Origin of the sequence: Candidatus Hydrogenedens sp., assembly GCA_035378955.1 — a bacterium.
In the GTDB taxonomy this organism is placed as follows: domain Bacteria; phylum Hydrogenedentota; class Hydrogenedentia; order Hydrogenedentales; family Hydrogenedentaceae; genus Hydrogenedens.
Window position 1 is genome coordinate 24,542 of sequence record DAOSUS010000022.1, and the last position, 20,657, is coordinate 45,198.

Sequence of the window (20,657 nt, forward strand, 5' to 3'; positions counted from 1 at the left end):
GAAAGATTTATATGTTAACGGAAAAAACTGTGAAATCACTTTTTGTCGTTATGCTTTTGATAAGTATATTTTTTGTGATTTCGTTTTCGAGGGCACATATACACATTTTGATGGCAGTTCAAAATTTTGTATATGCAGATGAAAAACAAACAAATTCTATCCCGTCAATAGTTCAAAAATGGGGATATGCTTCGCTGGACGAATTGATAAAAGCAGGAGATATTTACGCTCTGTTATATTGTTCTTCAGAGAAAAATGTAATTTCTCCGGAAGAAAAAAATAAATATTATTTAATGTCTGCTGGGTTGGGTTTCCCATATATGTCAGATATCTGGATTTCATGGGGTAGTGATATTTTTACTACCGACGAAAAAGGGAATAGCGCACTTCATCTGGCTTCATCTGCACAAAGTGTATATTTAGTAGAACATCTTATTAATCTTGGGTTGAACCCTAATTCACGGAACAAAGAAAATTACTCACCCTTCCATATTTGTGCAGAATACGGAACTGCAGATGTTGCGCGGATGTTAATCATGAAAGGAGCAAATCCTATTTTACCCTTAGTCCCGGATGGAAGTGTTTATAGTAGCCCTTGTTTGTTAGCAGGAAAGAAGAAAAACTTTGGAGTAATTCGTGTATTGAGAGCCTTTGATGCTCATTACTCATTATCACACGCTATTAGTTTTGGAGATATTGAAACCATAGATGTATATTTGAAAGAACATCCTGAATGGCTCGTTTCTGCCCCAACTCGCTATTCGACCCCTCCTGTAATTGATGCAGTAGCCTCGAATCAAAAAGAGGTATTGCTGTATCTACTCCAACGAGGAGCAAGTTTGGAAGCATCAACAATTGAGGGAATCAAACCTTTAGGTGTCGCAATATTACATAAGAATAAAGATATGATACGGCTTTTGATAGATTTAGGAATAAATGTTAATGGTTTAGGCACTGTCGGGAAAGATACTTATCCTATTGAATATGCAATAGAAAAATCGGATGTGGACATAGTTAAGTTCTTACTGGATTTGGGAGCAGATGTAAACTGTGTAAATGTCATGTGTAATTCCGAGTCGCCCTTACATTTTGCTGTTGAACTAAAAAAGAAAGAAATTGTCCAACTTTTGGTAGAAAGGGGAGCCAATCTTAATTTGCGAAATAAAGATGGAAAATCGCCTCTTTTTATAGCTGTGGAAATAGGCGAAAGGGAAATAGCAGAATATTTGATACAACAAGGGGCTGACCTTGAAATCACAGACCGTTCAAGATATACCCCGTTGTTTATTGCGGTTGAAAAGAAAAATGAAGAAATGGCGAAATGGCTTGTTGAAAAAGGAGCCAATATTCAAGCGCGGAACAAAGATGGTAAGACAGTTTTACATCTTGCTTCATCATTGGGATTAATTCCTTTAATGGAATTATTCCTGATGAAAGGAATGGGTATAAATGAAACAGACCGTTTTGGAAATACTCCTTTATATTCAGCAATAGAAGCAAAGCAGCAGAAAGCTGTGGAATTTCTGGTTCAACAGGGAGCTGATATGAATTTTGTAAATACAGTCGGGAAAACGCCTTTGTTCGTTGCTGTGGAAGTGGATAGTCTTACTATGGCGAAATACCTTGTTGAACATGGAGCCAAAACAGATGTGATTGACCGTGAACAACGAACGCTCATTCATGTTGGAGCATGCTCCGAAAATTCAGAAATGATTCGTTGGCTGGAAGGATTTGGACTGGATTTATTCGCAATAGATAATAAAGGTAATTCTGCCCTTCATTATGCTTGTCAAAGTGGTGCTGTGGATACAGTAATATGGCTCGTGGGTAAAAAATTACCTATGAATGAACTGAATAAAGACGGTTATGCCCCCATTCATCTGGCTTGCCAGAGAGGACACATAATGATAGTAAAAGAGCTAATTGATTTAGGAGTTGATTATAAAAAACTTTCCCAAACAGGACAGTCTGCAATTCATCTTTGCGCTGCCAGAGGGCATTGGGGTCCTGCTCAAATCTTAATTTTAAAAGGCGTTGACCCCAATCTACCAGATAATTCTGGTAATACACCTCTTCATCATGCATGTATGAATGGACAAGAGCGTTTTGTGCAACTTATCCTTACGAAACGAGCAGAAATATGTGTCCGTAATAATTCGGGAAAAACTCCTCTGGATGAAGCCCGAGAACGACTGGATAAAACAGTCCCGATTGCAGGGGCAACGATGTCTCAAATTCGTTTATTTGAAGGATTGCAAGGGGTTGTTCGTTTATTCTATGCGGTTATCTGTGAAGAATATTTGCGAAGAATTGAGCAAAATGATATAGAAGGACTTAAAAAACTTGTTGAATATTATCCCGATTTTAAAGAAGTTTTTTATTTCGGCAAAGCACCAATTCATAGAGCCATAATGAAACATTCCCTCGAAATGGTATCCACTCTGACCCATTGTAAAGTTGACCTGAATGTAAAAGAGTTGGGAATTGATGGCTTTACTCCACTTCATCGTGCCGTTCAAGAAAGACAGATTAACATTGTAGATATTCTACTTAAAGCAGGTGCTGATATGGACGCCAGAGATACTAAGGGTAGAACGCCTCAGGAACTTGCAGAAGCCTTAAATTACCCTGAAATTGCAGAATATATTAAGTCGTATCGCTCAAAATTGGGAGAGAAATCTGAAGAAAAACAGTAACTGTATAAGTTTAGGAAGGTATTTAGATGGTTGAGCGTTTGACAGATTATAGCCGTCTTGCTATTCATACAATGACATTTAAGCCATTAAAACTGTCCCAAATTGTAAAATTATTTCAAAACGAAGGAGTTCCCGGAATAACCGTTTGGCGGGAGCATATTCACGATACGGGATTAAAAGAGAGTAAAGAAATTTTAAAAGATAGCGGATTAAAAATAGTCAGTTTATGCCGCGGAGGTTTTTTCCCGAGTTCCAGTGCTCAAGAACGAGAACGGGCATGTCTGGAGAATATGAAAGCGATAGACGAAGCTCATGAAATAGGTGCCCCATTGGTGGTGTTGGTGTGCGGAGCAGAACCTCGTTTGCCCCTACAAGAAGCCAGACAGCATATTCTGGATGGAATACAAAAAATATTGCCTCATGCAAAATCAGCACAGGTTTGTTTAGGAATAGAACCGCTACATCCTATGTATGCAGATAATCGTTCAGCCATAAATACGATGGAACAAGCAAATAATGCTGTGAGTGCATTACACTCAGAATGGGTCGGTATCGTTCTGGATGTCTATCATATATGGTGGGAAGCCTGTTTACAATCGGAAATTATGCGAGCAGGTCGGAAAATTATGGCATTTCATGTGTCTGATTGGAAAACACCCACTAACCATATATTAACTGACCGTGGATTAATGGGTGAAGGATGTATCAACATTCGGCAAATTCGGGCGTGGGCTGAACAGGCAGGTTTTCGAGGTTTTATTGAGGTGGAAATTTTTTCGGAGCGATATTGGAAAGAAGAGCCAAAACAATATATCCAGCAGATAAAAGATGCTTATTTAAGATATGTTTAAGTTATTCCCACGGTATAATGCGTAAATCGCAACTCAATTTCTCAAATATTTCATTAAAAATAGAAACAAAGCTGTTTACTATAGCGTAGAGCAAATAACCTAAATCTTCAATATATTTCAATGGTATAGGTTGGTAAGTGCGCACTTACTTTTCTCCATTACTTTACATTGTTTTCTGTTTTTAATATAGTAAAACAATGTAAAAAATGTCAATTTGCCTTTCGACTTGAATTGCTATTCATTCCCACCAATGTCAATTTGTCCTAAATCAACATTGATACCAAGAACACCCAGAAAATCCTGAACCGCTTTAAGAATAGCATTTACAAAAGTCTCGATACCTTCTAACAGAATGTTCAGCATACTATTCACCTCCTTTCAATTGTGTTGCTTAATCATCTAAATAGTTATTACAAGCAAGACAATGGTTTTGTTACAGGTTGGATAACCAGAAGTTATTTTTTTATTAGCCAGAGTAGCGTCTCGATATGTGGCGTGTGGGGAAAAAAATCGTAGGCTTTACTACGAATGCAGGTATAGTGTTCTAACAAAAAAGGTAATTCTTTAGTAAGTGCATTGGGATTACAGGACACATAAAAGAGATGAGAAGGTCCCCACTGGATAAGTTTTTTTATAACATTTTCGGTTAATCCTTCACGAGGAGGGTCAACAATAACAAGGGTATCCTGTGTAAGAGCTTTGTCTAAAAACTTTATTTTTTCTGAGAGGAATTTGCGGACAGTATTAAGTTCAAAACGCACATTTTTAATGTTGTTTAATTGTAAATTCTTTTTTCCATCTTCAAGGGAAGATGGAATACAATCCACCGAATGAATTTCCTGAACAAGTCGGGATAAAAGAATTGAAAAGGTTCCCATTCCTCCGTAGAGGTCATATACATAAGAAGGAGAAATCTCTTTTGTCCAATTATATACCTGAGAAAACATATTTTCTGCGGAAAGTGTATTTGCCTGGAAAAAACTGGAAGGAGAAATCTGGAAGGTATGTTCCTGCTTATTCCCTTCCGAATGTAAAATAATTTTTTCGTGAATGTGAGGTTCACCGTCTATTAAATGCCATTTATCTGCTTGCGAAACCTCCGCAGTTCGCGTATAAAGCCCTACATATAAACTTTTATAAGGGAAATATTGGCAGAGCCAATCAATCAAAGAATTCCAGTTTAAATCTATATCTCGGCTCAAAATACCAATCATTCTTTCCCCGGTTCTTTTTCCCTGACGCAATAAAAGAGCATGTAAAATACCGTTCCCTGTTCGTCGGTCATAAGCCTCATAATGATTTTCTTTTCTCCATTGCGTAATAGCGTATATGAGATTTGGCAATTCGGAAGGTCCAATAAGGCAATCCTCTAATGGAAAAGTATCATACCATCGTTTATACCTTTTAAAGCCCAATACGGTATCTCTCTTTATATCTTTTGGGGGTGGTTTTTCAAAATATTCCGGTGAAAATACAGGGTCTATTTTATTACGATAATGCCAGATTTCAGGTGAAGGTTGAATAAGAATGGGAGATGAAATAAATCCTTTCAGGAGTTCTGAAATATTCTCTTCTTTCTTTTTTAATTGATTTTCATAATCAACATTTTGATATTCACATCCACCACATATTCCAAAGTGAGGGCAGATGTTTGTAATTGCTTGTTCTGTCATAGTTCCTTTACTCTGTTTTTTCAAGAATACAAATAAGGGATAAGCCTATAGGTAAGGAAAATTTGCGGACCCATCTATTTTCCACAGAAACAAACCATTTTAAGGGTATTTCAATGAAAGTAGGAACAGGTGGGAAGCCTTCATAATTTTGTGATGGATTAAACAAGTCTTTTATTTTACGCAGTATGGCAAAAGGAATACCCGGAGTATTCCAATAAGTCAATTTTTTTATCTTGAAATGAGAAGTTTCGGCAAGATATTTAAGTTGTTTTTTAGTATATCGGCGAAAATGTTTGTTCCATCGGTCCCACGAAGAAAAAAGGCAAGGATAAGCAGGAACGGTAATTACAATATATCCCCCTTTTTTTAATACACGAGAACACTCCCGAATTGTTAAACTATGGTCCTTGATATGTTCCAGAACATCGGTCATAACGATAAGGTCAATAACTTCATCTCTAATGGGTATCCCTTCTCCGCTATTACTAACAAAAGAATCTATTATCCCAGATTCCTTTGTATAATAAACGGCAGAAGGTTCAAAGTCCGTACTGATTATTTTATATCCGAGTTGTTGAAGTTCACAGGATAATCGTCCTCCCCCACAACCAATTTCTAAAACAGAATCATTTTTTCTAATAAGGGACTGTATAAAATAGGTGATGAGTTCTCTTTTTAAGATAAACCACCAGTAGTTTTTTTCTGTTTCATGATGGATAGTAATCCATTTATTACTTTTTTCTTTGTCGGTGGTTGGGTTCACAAAATAGCCTTATATTAGCCCTATATTATAAAGGCAGTGAAGTATCGGGGAAATTATCCATAATCCGTTTTTCACGCATTTGTTTAAGTGCCTCTATGGCATGCGTTAACGGAACAGTAAGTTGCTCTTTTACAGCGTATCTTCTCCATGTAATCGTTTGGTCTTGCTTTTCGCGTTCTCCTAATACCCAGATATTCGGAATTTTACGCACAACCGCATTGCGTATTTTCTTATTAAATGTCTCAGAACTATCATCAATCTCAATACGGAATAATTGCTTGTGTAATTCTTCTTTAATTGTGGAAGCATATTCCAACAAAGCCGGGTTTACTGGAACTAACATAATCTGGGTTGGGGATAGCCATGTCGGGAAAGCACCTCCATAGAATTCAATCAGGAATGAAATAATGCGTTCATGAGTGCTAAGGGGGGCTCTATGAACAATAAAGGGGCGTTTGGGCTGTCCATCTCGGTCTATAAAAGTTAAATCAAATCGTTCCGCCATTACAAAGTCAAGTTGACATGTAGATACTGTTTCTTCTCGACCCATAAGATTTTTTACCTGAACATCTACCTTAGGACCATAGAAAGCCGCTTCCCCTTTTTCTTCTTCATATTGTATTCCCAAATTGTTTAATACCTGACGAACCATATCCTCACTACGGTTCCACAATTCTTCATCCGAAACAAATTTATCACTATTAGGGTCATGCAGAGACAATCGGACACGGAAATTGCCCAATCTAAGGTGTTGATAGTAATTATTATACATTTGCATTACAGCCACAAATTCGCTTTCCACCTGTTCAGGGGCACAATAAATATGAGCATCGTTCATACACATGGCTCGCACACGAAGCAGACCAGAAAGAGACCCATGTTTTTCATATCGAAATACATTTCCGTATTCCGCTAATCGAAGGGGCAAATCACGATAACTGCGTATTCGGGAAGCATAAATTTTATGATGATGAGGACAATTCATGGGACGAAGATAATATTGGTCGTTTTCGTCTAATGTCATAGGTGGATACATGCTTTCTGCATAATAAGGAAGGTGACCAGAACGGTAATACAAATCTGCTCGTGTTATACAGGGAGTAGAAACCCTTAAAAAACCTGCTTTAAATTCCTCTTCTTTTGCCCACTTTTCCAACTCTTCACGAATAACGGTTCCATTAGGTGTCCATAAAGGAAGTCCAACTCCTACTTCGTTATCCTGAATGAATAAATCCAATTCTTCGCCTAATTTCCGATGGTCCCGTTCCATAGCCAACTGACGGCGATGAAGAAAATCCTCTAATTCTTCTTGGGTAGGAAATGCAAACCCATAAATACGGGTTAACATAGGATTTTTCTCATCTCCACGCCAATAACTACCCGAGATACGGTCTAATTTAAAACCATCTTTCGGAAGTTCTCCTGTGTTATTGACATGAGGTCCTTCACACATATCGGTAAAGGGCCCATGTTGATAAAAAGAAAGTCCGCGAGGGTCTATTTCCCCTTTTTCCGCTAATTCTTTTGCATATTCTACTTTATAGTTTTGACCCCTTTGTTCCAGAAATTTAATGGCATCTTCTATTTTCAAAAACTTTTGTTCAAAAGTATATTTATCTTTAATAATTTTTCGCATTCTTTTTTCAAGTTCAGGCAAATCTGATTCGCCAATAGGATTGCCATTAAAATCAAAATCATAATAAAAACCATTTTCCACAGGAGGACCAAACGCCAATTTTGCATCCGGTCTGATTTCTAAAACAGCATGTGCCAATACATGTGCTAACGAATGCCGTATTTTATATAAATATTCCTGTTGTTCAACCTCTTCTTTATTCATGATAAAAAACCTTCATTTAAGTTAAATTTTGTGGAAATTTGTATATATTTTAATTCATATCCTCTATAGTTGGCAACGATAGAAATTTTTTAAACGCCTTCACAGATAATTCTTAATATCTCTTCTAAACAAAAATTTCCCTGTGTAAATGTAAAAACACGAGGTCCGAGGGGAGACCATACCTTGGGGTCTGTGGAACAAAAAAGAACAATAGTTTTTACTCCCAATGCCCCGGCAAGATGAGAAATACCACTGTCATTGCCTATATAGGCACTTGCACCTGCAATATATTCTGCCAATTGGGTGAGTTGTTCTATTTGAAGTGTTGGAATTTTTCGAGATAGGGTTAATTTTTTTTCTGCAGGTCCTAAACACCAACGAACCTTAAAATGTTTATTAAGCAATTGTTCTGTAATCTCTATAAAGAAATCTATTGGGTAATTTTTCTCTTTGCTCCCACTACCCGGATGAATGATAACTTCGTTGTGTATCTTTTTAGGAGAAATAGGTAAAACAAAATCTTTTATAGATGGAAATCCAAAACATTGGAGATAGTAAGTTGAAGCGTGCTTTTTCCAGTTATTGGGAGGTTTACCCGAAAAATGATAGGAAGATGGGACACCAATAGATTTGGCTTTTTGCACTAAAGATTCCCCATCCTGAAAAAAGAAATAAACGGTATCAAATTGTATCAGAAAATCACATAGTTTGTTGGATGGTGTTGAAAAAATAGAAGTGAAATCAATGGTATCCGCATCATATATTTCTTCTATCCAGCCAGCCTGTTTTAATAAAGCCATCCGTTCCGGATAGCCTACCACATGGATAACTCCATTTTTTGATAATTTCTGAATTGCTGGAGCAAGTAATATTGTGTCACCAATGGCTCCAAAAAAGACGATTAATTTTTTCATCATACAGGTAATATAAATTTTACTGGTTTGTTAAATAGTTATAATATATTATATATATAAAGACTAAAAACAATAAGGGCAATGTTTCTAAAGGAGTATGGATATGGAAAAGAATTTTGCTATAGAGATTGAAGTCAATGAAGCAGAAAGGAAAAACTATATTGAGAAACTGCGGAATTTGTTCTTAGGCAAAGGCTTTATTGTTGAGCGTGAATGGGAAGATAATATTGAACTAATTCGTCCTGTATCTCGTGGACAAAAAGGCGAAGTATTCATATATCCCTGGATAGATAAAATCTATATCGAGGGGAAAAGTGGTAGCGTTATTGTTAATTGCTCTATAAAAAATTATGTATGGATTCGGAATCTTATCCTATTCGGTTCTCCAATTGTAGATGTTTTCTTTCTATTGTTTTTGTTCTATTCTATTCCTAATTACAAAATGATAATTATCATCGCATTTTTTTTAATTTTCTCAAATATCACCGCATATTTTGTTTTTGATAAACAATTTAAGAATATGATGTCCTCTTTATCGGAAGAAATACAAAATCTGAATTAATAAGAAGTATTATTGAAGGAAATAAAACAATATGGTAGATTTTTGTGAGAGAGTATTACATTTGTTTAGAGAAATACATCCTTTGGACCGTGTTCCGCGTGCAGGATTTTTATTACGAGGTGTATCTATCCCAGAATCCGTCTCTGCACATAGCCATTTTTTAAGTTTGCTGGCATTGTTAGTTATTGAAGAATACCCCGGACATTGGGATGGGGAGAAAGTTCTGACAATGGCTATAATTCATGATTTGGCGGAAGCAAAAATGATGGATATGCCCATGCCTATTACACAGAAATATTTCTCAAGGGAAAAGTTGCAAGCAGAGCAAGCAGTATTTGATAAGTTAATGGAAAGTTTTTCTTCAAAGTATTCAGAATTACATCGTGAGTTTCATGAGGTATCGTCTCCAGAAGCAAAATTAGTGAGGGGATTAGATAAAGTGCAAATGATGTTGAAGGTATTAAACTACGAGAGAGAACATCAGGGAGATTTAACAGAATTTTGGAACAATCCGAAAAATTTTAATGATTATGGCGTAGAAGTAACCCGACAACTTTTTAGAACAATATGTGAACATGCAGGTAAAAAATTGCCAACGGAGAATAGTTCATAACCTATGTAAGAGCAAACTTTTTTAGTGAAACCACCTTCTCAAGCCCATGCGAGAAAGATAAATAGGAATGATTTGTAATTGAGGATTAAATTCCGCTAATGCCTTTTTAAAATTCCTCTTATTTTTATTGTGTTCATCAAAGAGTAATGTCAAAGACCCTCCTTCTCCACCGGCCCCATTTACTTTCCAGCCTATAGCACCGTGTTGTTTGGCTAAATAAATAACTTCCTGGGCTGTATTCGATACTAATGCTGGATGTAGAGCCATCTGCCCTTCTGTATTTTGTATCATAGCCCTTGCAAAAGAATTGAAATCACCTTCTAATAAAGCGTCTTTACCTATATGAGCAGAGTTCCTTAATATATCCAGAACACTTTTATCACTGTTGGGTTGTTCCAATCGCGTTATAACCTGTTTATGAACATTACTGGAAGAATGGGTTTTACCAAGGTAAACCAACATGAGCCGACGCTCTAATTCCCACCATATAGAATTAGGTAACATAATAGGTGAAACAGAAGCATGTGGATACTGAAACATTTCAACAAAACAAATCCCCCCATAACTGGCACAAATCTGGTCTTGTATTCCACATTGCAACCCTAATTTTTCTGTTTCAACACGGTGTGCAAGACTTGCAATCTCATGGGCGGTGCGTTGTCCCGGTGTCAACATATCAAGAGCCCCCAACAAAGCAACACTGATAGATGCCGATGTGCCCGTTGAACATCCTGCAGGTGCCTCAGAAAAAAGGTTTACCTCGAAAGATAGATTCGAAGGTAAATTCATAATATCAATACATGCTTCCAGCAAAGGATGCTTATCATATTCCGTAAAGGTTGTATGAAGCGTATATCGTTCTCCAAAATTCTCAACATCCAGCACTATTTTAGGGCTTTCTTCCGCAGAGGTTTCATATACATAAATCTGCACCTCTGCATAGGGATAAACTCCTATGTTAAGAACCGCTCCATATTCAGCGAACCAGGTATCCGTCCAACCTCCTAAATCGCATATACGGATAGGGGCCGTAGCATTAATCACATAAAGAAGTTTTTTAGGCATGATATTTACCCTTCTTGATTTTTGTAGTGCTTACAGGTTTGGAGACAACCATCTTCAAAAAGAATACGAACTTCTTCCTCCAATTTTATATTAAATTTTTCATATACTTTTTCTCGGATAAGACGAATTAAAGATAAAACATCATCAAAAGTAGCGTTATTTTCATTGATAATAAAATTTGCATGAATGGGGCTTATAACGGCTCCCCCTTTTCGGATACCTTTCAATCCACATTCTTCAATTAATTTACCAGCATGATAACCCGCAGGATTTTTAAATACACTGCCACAACAATACCCCTGAGGTTGTTTTTCTTTCCTGCGATTCATATAGTGCTCATAAACCGATTGTTGGTTCTTGTCTGATTTTTGAAAATGAAAAATAGCACCGCATATTAACTCATACATGGAACAGAATCTCTGAGAACGATAACCATATAATTCCGGCTTTATTACCACCTCTTTTTTCCCTTCTGATGACAGTAGAAAAACTTTTTCTGTCCATTCACAAATACAACCATTTACAGTGCCTGCATTCATAAACAAAGCACCGCCTATAGTCCCGGGAATACCCGTTAAAGCACCAACCCCTTCATAATTATTTTTTAGTAATACCTCTCTTACTACCCAATCCAGTTCTACTCCTCCGCTGATAAAATAACGGTCATTTCCTAAAGGTTTAAATTCCTTATGATAAGATGTGATAAGAACCACCCCACGAAAGCCTTTATCCGAAATTAAAACATTCGTTCCTCCTCCTAAAATAAAATAGGGGAGGGAAATTTGTTGGAGAACTTGATAAGATTGTTCCAATTCCACTTCATTTTTAGGAATAAGTGCAAAATCTGCAGGACCTCCTATTTTATAATAGGTATGTGGAGCCAATATATATTCTGAATGGCAAAAAGAAAAGGACAATAACTTTGATTTGTAATCAGATTTTTTTTGTGTCATGATTTATATCTATTTGTCTTTTGTTGTTTAAAAGATTTATTCTACAAAAAAATAAGCCTTTTAATTATACAAAAATATGATAAGGAGATTAGGATATGGTTACAAAGAAAATTAATTCAGACAGCAACAAACTTAAAGCCGTATATCGTTTTTCTTTCGGTCCATGGAATATTGATGAAGGAGCAGACCCTTTTGGACCTACGGTTCGCGAGCCAGAGCCATTAGCGAAAAAAATGAAAGTAGCCAGGCAGTTGGGATTTGATGGAATGCAATTTCATGATGATGACGCTGTTCCTGATCTGGATGAAAAATCCAGTGCAGAAATAGAGAAAGAAGCAAAGAAAGTGAAGAAAATGTTAGATAATGAAGGACTGGTTGCTGAGTTTGTTGCACCGCGTTTATGGTTCTCACCGAAAACAATAGATGGTGCCTATACCAGTAATGACCCGACATGCCGTAAATACGCTATTGAAAGAACAAAAAAGGCTATTGATATTATGAATATTTTAGGCACACATAATATGGTATTATGGTTAGCAAGGGAAGGCACATATATTCGTGAGAGTAAAAATGTTCGCTTAGCTGTGCTTCAAATTCGTGATGCTATAAATGAAATATTAGCGTATGATAAAAATGTTATTATCCTTATTGAGCCCAAACCCAATGAACCTGTTGATAGTGCTATTATTCCAACTATTGGACATGCTATTGGTTTGTCTTATATCACAAATGACCCGGCTCGTGTTTGTTGTCTGGTAGAAACAGCACATTCTGTTCTCGCTGGATTAGACCCTGCCGATGATATGGCGTATGCACTGGCTCATAATAAACTAAAAAGTGTCCATCTGAACGACCAAGGTGGCTTAAAATTCGACCAAGATAAATCTTTTGGCTCTTACAATCTCCGAAGAGCCTTTAATCAGGTTCGGGTTTTAGAAGAATATGGCTACGGTAGAAATGGGGAATGGATAGGACTCGATGTAAAAACGATGAGAACACAAAAACAAGCAGTGAATACAAAGCACTTGAGAAATAGTCTGGCTACTTTTAAGTTATTAGTTGAAAAAGTTAGAGCCATGGATACTAAATTAGTATCAAAATTGATTGCGGAACGAGATTATGAAGAGTTAGACCGCTATATACTTTGCAACCTAATGGGTGTAAAATACAGTTAATTTTCAAGATAATTCATAATACATTGAAAATAATCAAAAGAATCTTTCTACTACAATAAATTATAATAATTAAGAAAAGATAATTATTATTTTTCTTGCTTTTATTCTATTTTATGGTATATTATTTTTATAGACAATATCTATAATTTAATATTTCGGGAATTATCAGGGGTATAAAGATATGGGTAAAACATGATGTTATCAAAAAATAACATAACTAAATTTCCTTCTTATTCCTGCCTAAATATATTGGTAATTGGGCAACACCAACAAGAGCGAGACCAAATTCTTTTGAACAAAACATTTTGGGGTCAGGAAGTAAAGATACATTATTGTGCCTCTCCTCAGACTTTAACTCGTTTGTTGGGTGGGGAAGTTAATTTTGAATTTATAGTTTTTGATTATATAGCAAATATATCAAAATGGGACTCTTATAAAAAGATTTTAGAAAAGTGTGACAACATTATTCTTTTTATAGTCAGTTCTAAAATTCCAGAAAATATCGAACCTCAATTAGCCAGAGATAATGTTTATTGTATTCCTTTAGGTTCAAAAAATACCCGTCATCTGAACTGTTCTTTGAGGACTATTAGAAATCATATTTTACGAAATCGTAAATTTTTGCTAAATCAATTTGACAAGTCAATAGATGAATTTTTAATAGGTCTAACAATTAATAATAATGTATATCGTCTGGAGGAGATAATCTCTCGATTGTTATCCGGTTTAAGTAGCCTGTTTGATTTTGAAATAGTGTATGCCTTGATGAAAGAAGGAGAAAATCAAATACAGATATTCAGTAATGATAAAGAAACAGATTTTTGTTCTTTACTTTCTTCTGATAAAAATATAAATAGGATATGCGAAGATGTTCTTCAAGGTCGTGCTACTTATATTCCATCCGAATTTATGTATAAAGATTTTTTACGATTTAATGCAACACCAGAAAGAGCCCGAATACTTGTTCGTTGTTTAAAAAATACAGAATATTGTGGACTGTGTCATTTATTAGGTTATCGTTCTTTAATTTTACTTCCATTAAGCACCGCAGGACAAAAGAAATGGCTTTTCCTTTTTGCAGATAAAAGAGCAGATAAACCTACCGAGGAGATTTGCCAATATTTTGAAGAGAAAATGCCTCTTTTAACAGGAATTATTTCCTATTTAGAACAATATTGTCAGGAAAAGACATTATTAAATCTTCACCAAATCTCACTGAAAACCGGGCGCATTGGTGTTTGGGAATATGAAGTAAATACGGGTAAGATAATGTCCTCCGGTTTAAAAGCGTTATTTCCCTATTTGAATGTCCCGGATGAGTTGACAGAATGGTGGAAATACATACATCCCACAGACCGTGTCAGTTTTTGGCATGCAGTCAAACCCTGTATTCGGGGGGCTACAAATAGTTTCGCTGTTGACCACCGTTTGCTTTTACCCGAAAATAGATTGGTTTGGGTTCGAACTATTGGGGAATGTATTTCAAGACAAGGAAAATATGCCAAAAAACTTGTAGGCATTGGGATGGATATAACTTCTTTTATGGAATCAGAAGAGGAATTGAAGAATATAAAAGAAAACCTACGAGTTGCCTCAGAATTAGGAAATATAGGTTTATGGTCATGGGATATTTTGAGAAATACTTATCATATAAACCAAGCTGCTTTAGAGATGTTTCGAATGAAACAAAGGGAAGGTTATACACTGGAAGATTGGGTTAATTCTATTGTTCCTGAGCATAGAGAAGTAGTTCGAAGAGAGCTAGGAGAAGCACTTACAAAAGAAGATGGAATTTTTAATGTTCAATACCAAATTATTTATAGAGGTATGTATAAAAAATGGATACATACTTATGGGCGAGTCTCTACAAGAGATTCCAAAGGAAATCCTATCCGAATTTCTGGAACCCATGTGGACATTACAGACAGAAAGAGATTAGAGAAACAATTAAATAATGAAGTTATCATCAGTTCTTTATATGCAGGGTTTGCTCGTTCTCTCTTGAATTTTAGAGATGAAGATGAACTGGCACGGATGGTATGCCGAACATCTGTAGATATACTATGTAGCGACTTTTGTTTTGCCGGGTATTTTGACCCTGAACAGGACAAATATTTCTTTCATGGTATAAACAGAAAAAAAACAGATAAATTCGCAATCTCTTTCGATACGAAAGAATTGGCGAAAAAAGAAGAATTCTTATATCTTTTTATTAAGGCAGGGACGCCTAAACTTATCAATGATATTCAGAATGAGGAACATTTACTCTTTGGAAAAATTCATGTTAATAGATTATTTTTTTATCCTTCTTTTACACCGTCTCAAGATTTGGTTTTTGTTATAGCGGTAAATGCAGAAGATAACCATACTCCTTCACATTGGGAATCTATTCAGTGGATAACTTCCTTATATGCACAGGCTCTGGAACGCGTGAGATTGGAAAAACAGAATCTACAAAAAACAAAAGAATTAGAAGAAACCGTAGAAAAATTGAAAGAGGCTTTGAACACTGTTAAAAAGCTACATGGATTATTGCCTATATGTGCCCGCTGCAAAAAGATTCGTGATGATGAAGGTTATTGGCATGAGGTAGAGGTTTATATTCGCCAACATACAGATGCGGAGTTTAGCCATGGAATTTGCCCTCAATGTGCAAAAGAATTATATGGAGACTATTTATAATTCATTTTTTTATTGAAAGTAGAGGTGCCGGATTTACGGGTATTCCATTTCTTCTTAACTCAAAATGCAAGTGAGGACCTGTCGCATTGCCAGTTGCACCGACTTTCCCAATGATTTGCCCTTTCTTAACTTTATTATTTTCTTTAACCTTAATACAGTCAAGATGAGCATATCTTGATTCCCATTGTCCCGGATGTTCAATACAAACCAATAAACCATAGCCCGTTGATTTCCCCGCAAATACAACAATACCTTTTTGCACTGCTAATACAGGGGTGCCCTTTTCCGCTTTTATATCAATTCCTTGATGCCTATAAGTTGAATTACCTTTTCTTCGTATTTCTCCAAAAGGTGAAGTAATCTGAAAAGATGCTTCTGGGAGAGGATAACCCCATGTTTCCTGCTTTCTATCTGAAAAAGGAGATTGAAAAACTACCTTATGCCTTTGTCGAGCACAAGAACTGAACAAAAGTATTAATATTAAAAAATAAATAAAAGATTTTACTCTTATCATGCTTTAAAAAATGGGTTAGATGTTGGATATGAATTATAAAGGAAGAAATTGATTTAAACAAAAAGAGAGGACGCCATAATTTTGGGTCTCTTATGGCGTCACTCAAGGAAGTATATAACTATGGAACTCAAATAAATTTATGAGGGTTGGGACGAACACTCATAACTCATGGAGGATTTACTACTTTATATTCAACTTTCTGTTCATATTATCGTCAATTACTCAAAAAACTTTAATGAAGAGTTGTTAAATCAGATAAGTGCGATGTTGACAAATATGGTATTCATTAAGATAGTATTATTGAAATTTAATAAAAGAAGAAGGAGATGAAAAATGAAAAATTGGTTGCTGCTTTGCTGCGTGATTTTATTAACATCCCTGATAAGTTTTGCACAAAATAGTAATGAACTAATGATATACATCTCACCCGAAGGAAACGATGCATGGTCAGGGAAACTTCCAGAAGCCAACGAAAATAAAACAGACGGTCCTTTAGCCAGTATCCATAAGGCACTGGAAAAAGTCAAGAATATTCGTAGTTCCGGTGCAGGAGAAAAAACAGTAAAAATTGTTTTAAGAGGAGGGACTTACTTAATAAATGCACCTATAGTTATAACTCCGGAACATTCGGGCAAGAAAGATAACCCTACAATATTTGAAAATTACCAAAATGAGAAACCTCTAATTTCAGGAGGTGTGAAAATTACATCGTGGAACAAGGAAGATAACAAGTATATTGCAGATATTCAAGCATTGAATAATGGAAAATTATCATTTAATTCCTTATGGGTGAATGGAGAACGAAGACAACCAGCCCGTATTCCGGATAATACGAACCCATTTGGGGATTATCCTTCCAAACAAGAATTTTTTACCGCAAAAAAATACGAATATATCCCTGAGGGTGAAAATCAACCCGGAACACTTAAAGTTTTCTATGATGAAAAAGACCCTATTCAAAATTGGGAATCACTAACAGGTAGTTATTGTGTGCTTTTTTGTAAATGGGCTGTTCCTTTATTGCCTATCCGTTCTGTGGATACAGATACAAAGTGCTTATATCTAAATGTCCCGAAGAATTTCTGGTTCGGTGTTATTTTTTCCGAAGGGCAACGGTTTTATATTGAACATCTTTTTGAAGGTCTGGATAAACCAGGGGAATGGTATCTTAACCGTAAAGAAGGAAAACTTTATTACATTCCTTTACCTGAGGAAGACATGACTGCTGCAGAAGTCATTGCTCCTGTTGCAGAACAATTGCTTTTATTGGAAGGAAACCCCACAGAAAACAAATTTGTTGAACATGTCGTTTTCAAAGGGATTGAGTTTGCCTTTACTAATTTTCCAATAGGAGAACGGGGACAATCAGACCCACAAGCAGAGGTTTCTGTTTCCGGTGCAATTCAAGGAACAGGTGCTCGCTATTGTATCCTCGAAAAATGCTCAATTCAACATGTTAGTAACTATGCGCTATGGTGGCGTTCCGGTTCACAAAACAATATTGTTCGTCAATGTCACCTATACGATTTGGGAGCGGGAGGAATTAAAATTGGTGAGACGGCAAATGCAGAAACAGATGATAGCCCGGGTCCTTCCACTGTAGAAGAGAAAAATCTGTATCTATATGAGGAGTTAGGAGCAACGGGTTGCGGACACAATACAGTTGAAAATTGTTTCATACATGAAGGTGGGCGATTTTTGCGCGCGGGCATTGGTGTATGGATAGGTCGCAGTTCATATAATCGTGTGGCTCATAATGAGATTTGCGATTTTCGCTATTCCGGTATGTCCGTAGGATGGTGTTGGGGGTATGACCCAAGTTCTGCACATCATAATATTGTTGAATACAATCATATCCATAATATAGGAAAGGCTCAATTAGCAGATATGGGGGGCATTTACACATTAGGCGTTTCACCCGGAACTGTGTTGAGAAACAATCACATTCACGATATTATGTGTGACCCAGAACAATATGGAGGATGGGGATTATACACAGATGAAGGAAGTTCTTATATTATTTTAGAAAATAACATTGTTCATCATACATTAACCGGTAACTTCCATCAACATTATGGCCGTGAAAATCGTGTCGTAAATAATATCTTTGCACTATCTGCAAGAGAACAAATTATCCGAAGTCGAGAAGAAGACCATATCTCATTTATATTTGAAAGAAACATTGTTTATTACGATAATGACCGATTATTAGGTAGCAACTGGACAAACAAAAAATGGCAGATGGATAAGAACTGTTACTGGAATGCGTCAGGGAAAGATGTAATGTTTAAGAACAAGACATTGAAACAATGGCAGGAAGATAGTTTTGATGTCAATAGCATCATTGCAGACCCCATGTTTGAAAATCCTGATAAATGTGATTTCCGTTTAAAAGAAAATTCTCCTGCTTTCCATTTAGGATTTCAGCCAATTGATGTTTCTAAGATAGGATTATACGGAGAAGAAGATTGGGTTAAACTTCCGGAAAAATACAAACGAATACCCTGTCCTATTTCATCAAAATAAAGTTATTCCTTAAATTCAATATTTTTCACGAAAATATTTTTTAAGCTCAAAATTTGCATTTTAAGTTTATTTGTGTTAAAATAATACTACTTGACAAAATTGGGGTAATACTGTCTTTACTAATAGAAATGACAGCCCTCAACATAAAAGGTTAGTTCTGCCCTTGTATCCTCGTCATATTATTGAACAAGTATTAAACGCAACAGATATAGTAAAACTCGTGTCCACTTACTGTGAATTAAAACCTACAGGTTCAGACCGTTATGTATCTCTCTGTCCTTTTCATACAGAGAAGACACCTTCTTTTACAGTCTCTAAATCCCGTCAGATTTATTACTGTTTTGGGTGCGGGAAGGGAGGAGATGCTATATCTTTCCTGAAAGATATTCAAAATATATCTTTTATGGATGCATTAGAAATACTTGCAGATGAGGCAGGTATTCATTTGCCTAAAACCAGTTATTCCTCAAAAGAGCGTTCTCCGGAACAAAACGATAAGAAAACACTCTTCCAGATTGTTGAATTATCTGTTGAATTTTATCGTAATCAATTAACAAAATCTTTGAACGGGAAAATAGCCCAGGAATATTTAAGGAAAAGAAATATATCCCCTGAAATCCAGGAAGAATTCAGACTTGGTTTTGCTCCTGCCGATGGTTATTCCCTATACCGCTTCTTAAAATCAAAAGGTTTCTCAGAACGATTATTATTAAGAAGTGGTTTAATTCGTTCTGGTGGAGAAGAGGGAAGATATTACGATTTTTTCAGAAATCGAATTCTTTTCCCAATACGCAATATTGAAGGTAAGGTAATATCATTCGGAGGTAGAGAAATAACGGGAGAAGGTCCCAAATATATAAATTTGCCCGAAACCGAAATATATCAAAAAAACAAAGTCCTTTATGGATTGTGGGAAGGTAAAGAAACGATTCGTTCCTATGAGAATGTAATTCTGGTAGAAGGTTATATAGATGTATTAAGATGTTTTCAATCCGGGATACGGAATGTTGTAGCTACCTGCGGGACGGCTTTGACTGCGGGTCAGGCAAATCTGATGAAAAGATTTGCTCCCAAAGTGATAATTGTATATGATGGCGATGAAGCAGGACTTTCAGCCTCTATCAGGGCAACATCAATTCTACTTCAGGCGGGTTTAACCGTTTCTGCTGTAACACTTCCGGATGGTAAAGACCCGGACGATTTTTTACAAAGTAATCCAGTTTCTGAATGGGAAAAAAGAATTTCTTCCGCCTCTACTTTTTTTACCTTTTATCTGCAACAAAAACAAAATCTTTTGTCCACTCCCCAGGGAAAAATAACCGTATTAAGCGAGCTGTTCCGTCTCATTTCCATTATGGAAGAAAATTCAATCAAAGAAGAGTTCCTGAAAGAAATTGCTTCTGCTTTGCGAATTAGTTTTTGGGCGGTTAAGAGTGATTATGAACAATACTTGAAAAATAACTATTCCCTTCGTAGTCAAACGAATAATTCTCATACAGAAAGTGTTCCTATAGATGATATAGATTTTCTGCATGGACTGATAAATGATGAACAGATAAAAAAACGAACAAAACAACTCTTTCAAGAAATCCCTATGCCCGCAACACCTCTGGGTGTGGCAATGAAATATATATTAGAAAACAAAGACCCCGACCCTCGTTTTATGGAAGAATGTGAAGGGAAAAAATTACTTCAGAAGGTATTGTTATCTGAACCTGTCAACAATGACCTGAAAACATTGGCTATGGAACGATTAAACCGATTTCATATTGAGTATATCAATCAGCGAATCGGTTTTATCCAACAACAAATTCAAGAAGCCGAAAAACG

17 protein-coding genes are annotated in these 20,657 nt (G+C 36.1%); 8 read left to right on the top strand and 9 right to left on the bottom strand.

The genetic code is table 11. From position 1 onward, the window contains the following. Nucleotides 1–11 precede the first annotated feature (11 nt). Nucleotides 12–2,696 carry an ankyrin repeat domain-containing protein gene (locus tag PLA12_06520; protein HOQ32147.1) on the top strand — a complete coding sequence of 895 codons (2,685 nt, stop codon included), beginning with the start codon at nucleotides 12–14 and terminating at the stop codon, nucleotides 2,694–2,696. Nucleotides 2,697–2,722: 26 nt separating this feature from the next. Continuing rightward, the gene (locus PLA12_06525) at nucleotides 2,723–3,547 is read left to right on the top strand and encodes a sugar phosphate isomerase/epimerase family protein (GenBank protein HOQ32148.1); all 825 of its coding nucleotides are present in this window, start codon (nucleotides 2,723–2,725) and stop codon (nucleotides 3,545–3,547) included. Nucleotide 3,548: 1 nt separating this feature from the next. Here the strand turns inward: PLA12_06525 and PLA12_06530 are convergent, their stop codons facing one another. The 6 genes from PLA12_06530 to PLA12_06555 form a co-directional block, all read right to left on the bottom strand. Further along, the gene (locus PLA12_06530) at nucleotides 3,549–3,692 is read right to left on the bottom strand and encodes a hypothetical protein (protein HOQ32149.1); all 144 of its coding nucleotides are present in this window, start codon (nucleotides 3,690–3,692) and stop codon (nucleotides 3,549–3,551) included. An 89-nt stretch (nucleotides 3,693–3,781) separates the two neighbouring features. Continuing rightward, nucleotides 3,782–3,910 carry a hypothetical protein gene (locus tag PLA12_06535; protein HOQ32150.1) on the bottom strand — a complete coding sequence of 43 codons (129 nt, stop codon included), beginning with the start codon at nucleotides 3,908–3,910 and terminating at the stop codon, nucleotides 3,782–3,784. 92 nt (nucleotides 3,911–4,002) lie between these two features. Beyond that, nucleotides 4,003–5,220 (bottom strand): 23S rRNA (uracil(1939)-C(5))-methyltransferase RlmD, encoded by a 1,218-nt coding sequence (gene rlmD, locus PLA12_06540; GenBank protein HOQ32151.1) that lies wholly within the window; start codon nucleotides 5,218–5,220, stop codon nucleotides 4,003–4,005. 7 nt (nucleotides 5,221–5,227) lie between these two features. Further along, nucleotides 5,228–5,983: a class I SAM-dependent methyltransferase gene (locus tag PLA12_06545; protein HOQ32152.1), complete on the bottom strand. Its 756-nt coding sequence runs from the start codon at nucleotides 5,981–5,983 to the stop codon at nucleotides 5,228–5,230. A 25-nt stretch (nucleotides 5,984–6,008) separates the two neighbouring features. Then, nucleotides 6,009–7,823 (bottom strand): threonine--tRNA ligase, encoded by a 1,815-nt coding sequence (gene thrS, locus PLA12_06550; GenBank protein ID HOQ32153.1) that lies wholly within the window; start codon nucleotides 7,821–7,823, stop codon nucleotides 6,009–6,011. Between the two features lie 89 nt (nucleotides 7,824–7,912). Continuing rightward, nucleotides 7,913–8,740 carry a glycosyltransferase family 9 protein gene (locus PLA12_06555; protein ID HOQ32154.1) on the bottom strand — a complete coding sequence of 276 codons (828 nt, stop codon included), beginning with the start codon at nucleotides 8,738–8,740 and terminating at the stop codon, nucleotides 7,913–7,915. Nucleotides 8,741–8,840: 100 nt separating this feature from the next. Between PLA12_06555 and PLA12_06560 the strand changes: the two genes are divergently transcribed. Further along, a complete protein-coding gene (locus PLA12_06560; GenBank protein ID HOQ32155.1) occupies nucleotides 8,841–9,299 on the top strand; it encodes a hypothetical protein in 459 nt (152 codons plus the stop codon). A 31-nt stretch (nucleotides 9,300–9,330) separates the two neighbouring features. After that, nucleotides 9,331–9,912 carry an HD family hydrolase gene (locus tag PLA12_06565; GenBank protein ID HOQ32156.1) on the top strand — a complete coding sequence of 194 codons (582 nt, stop codon included), beginning with the start codon at nucleotides 9,331–9,333 and terminating at the stop codon, nucleotides 9,910–9,912. 21 nt (nucleotides 9,913–9,933) lie between these two features. On the opposite strand, the gene PLA12_06570 is transcribed toward PLA12_06565, so the two are convergent. Both PLA12_06570 and murB read right to left on the bottom strand, forming a co-directional pair. Further along, nucleotides 9,934–10,977, bottom strand: a complete 1,044-nt coding sequence (locus PLA12_06570) for a GHMP kinase (protein ID HOQ32157.1) — start codon at nucleotides 10,975–10,977, stop codon at nucleotides 9,934–9,936. A 5-nt stretch (nucleotides 10,978–10,982) separates the two neighbouring features. Further along, complete coding sequence (gene murB, locus PLA12_06575; GenBank protein ID HOQ32158.1) at nucleotides 10,983–11,930, bottom strand: UDP-N-acetylmuramate dehydrogenase; 948 nt, start codon at nucleotides 11,928–11,930, stop codon at nucleotides 10,983–10,985. 95 nt (nucleotides 11,931–12,025) lie between these two features. Between murB and PLA12_06580 the strand changes: the two genes are divergently transcribed. Together PLA12_06580 and PLA12_06585 are read left to right on the top strand one after the other, a co-directional pair. Beyond that, the gene (locus PLA12_06580; protein ID HOQ32159.1) at nucleotides 12,026–13,105 is read left to right on the top strand and encodes a TIM barrel protein; all 1,080 of its coding nucleotides are present in this window, start codon (nucleotides 12,026–12,028) and stop codon (nucleotides 13,103–13,105) included. A 192-nt stretch (nucleotides 13,106–13,297) separates the two neighbouring features. Beyond that, nucleotides 13,298–15,787 (top strand): PAS domain-containing protein, encoded by a 2,490-nt coding sequence (locus PLA12_06585; protein HOQ32160.1) that lies wholly within the window; start codon nucleotides 13,298–13,300, stop codon nucleotides 15,785–15,787. A gap of 1 nt (nucleotide 15,788) precedes the next feature. Here the strand turns inward: PLA12_06585 and PLA12_06590 are convergent, their stop codons facing one another. Beyond that, nucleotides 15,789–16,256, bottom strand: a complete 468-nt coding sequence (locus PLA12_06590; protein HOQ32161.1) for a M23 family metallopeptidase — start codon at nucleotides 16,254–16,256, stop codon at nucleotides 15,789–15,791. Nucleotides 16,257–16,634: 378 nt separating this feature from the next. Here PLA12_06590 and PLA12_06595 point away from each other — a divergent pair, with 378 nt between their 5' ends. Then, nucleotides 16,635–18,827, top strand: a complete 2,193-nt coding sequence (locus tag PLA12_06595) for a right-handed parallel beta-helix repeat-containing protein (GenBank protein HOQ32162.1) — start codon at nucleotides 16,635–16,637, stop codon at nucleotides 18,825–18,827. Between the two features lie 163 nt (nucleotides 18,828–18,990). Continuing rightward, nucleotides 18,991–20,657 (top strand): DNA primase (gene dnaG, locus PLA12_06600; GenBank protein ID HOQ32163.1); only part of this gene is annotated, 1,667 nt, incomplete at its 3' end.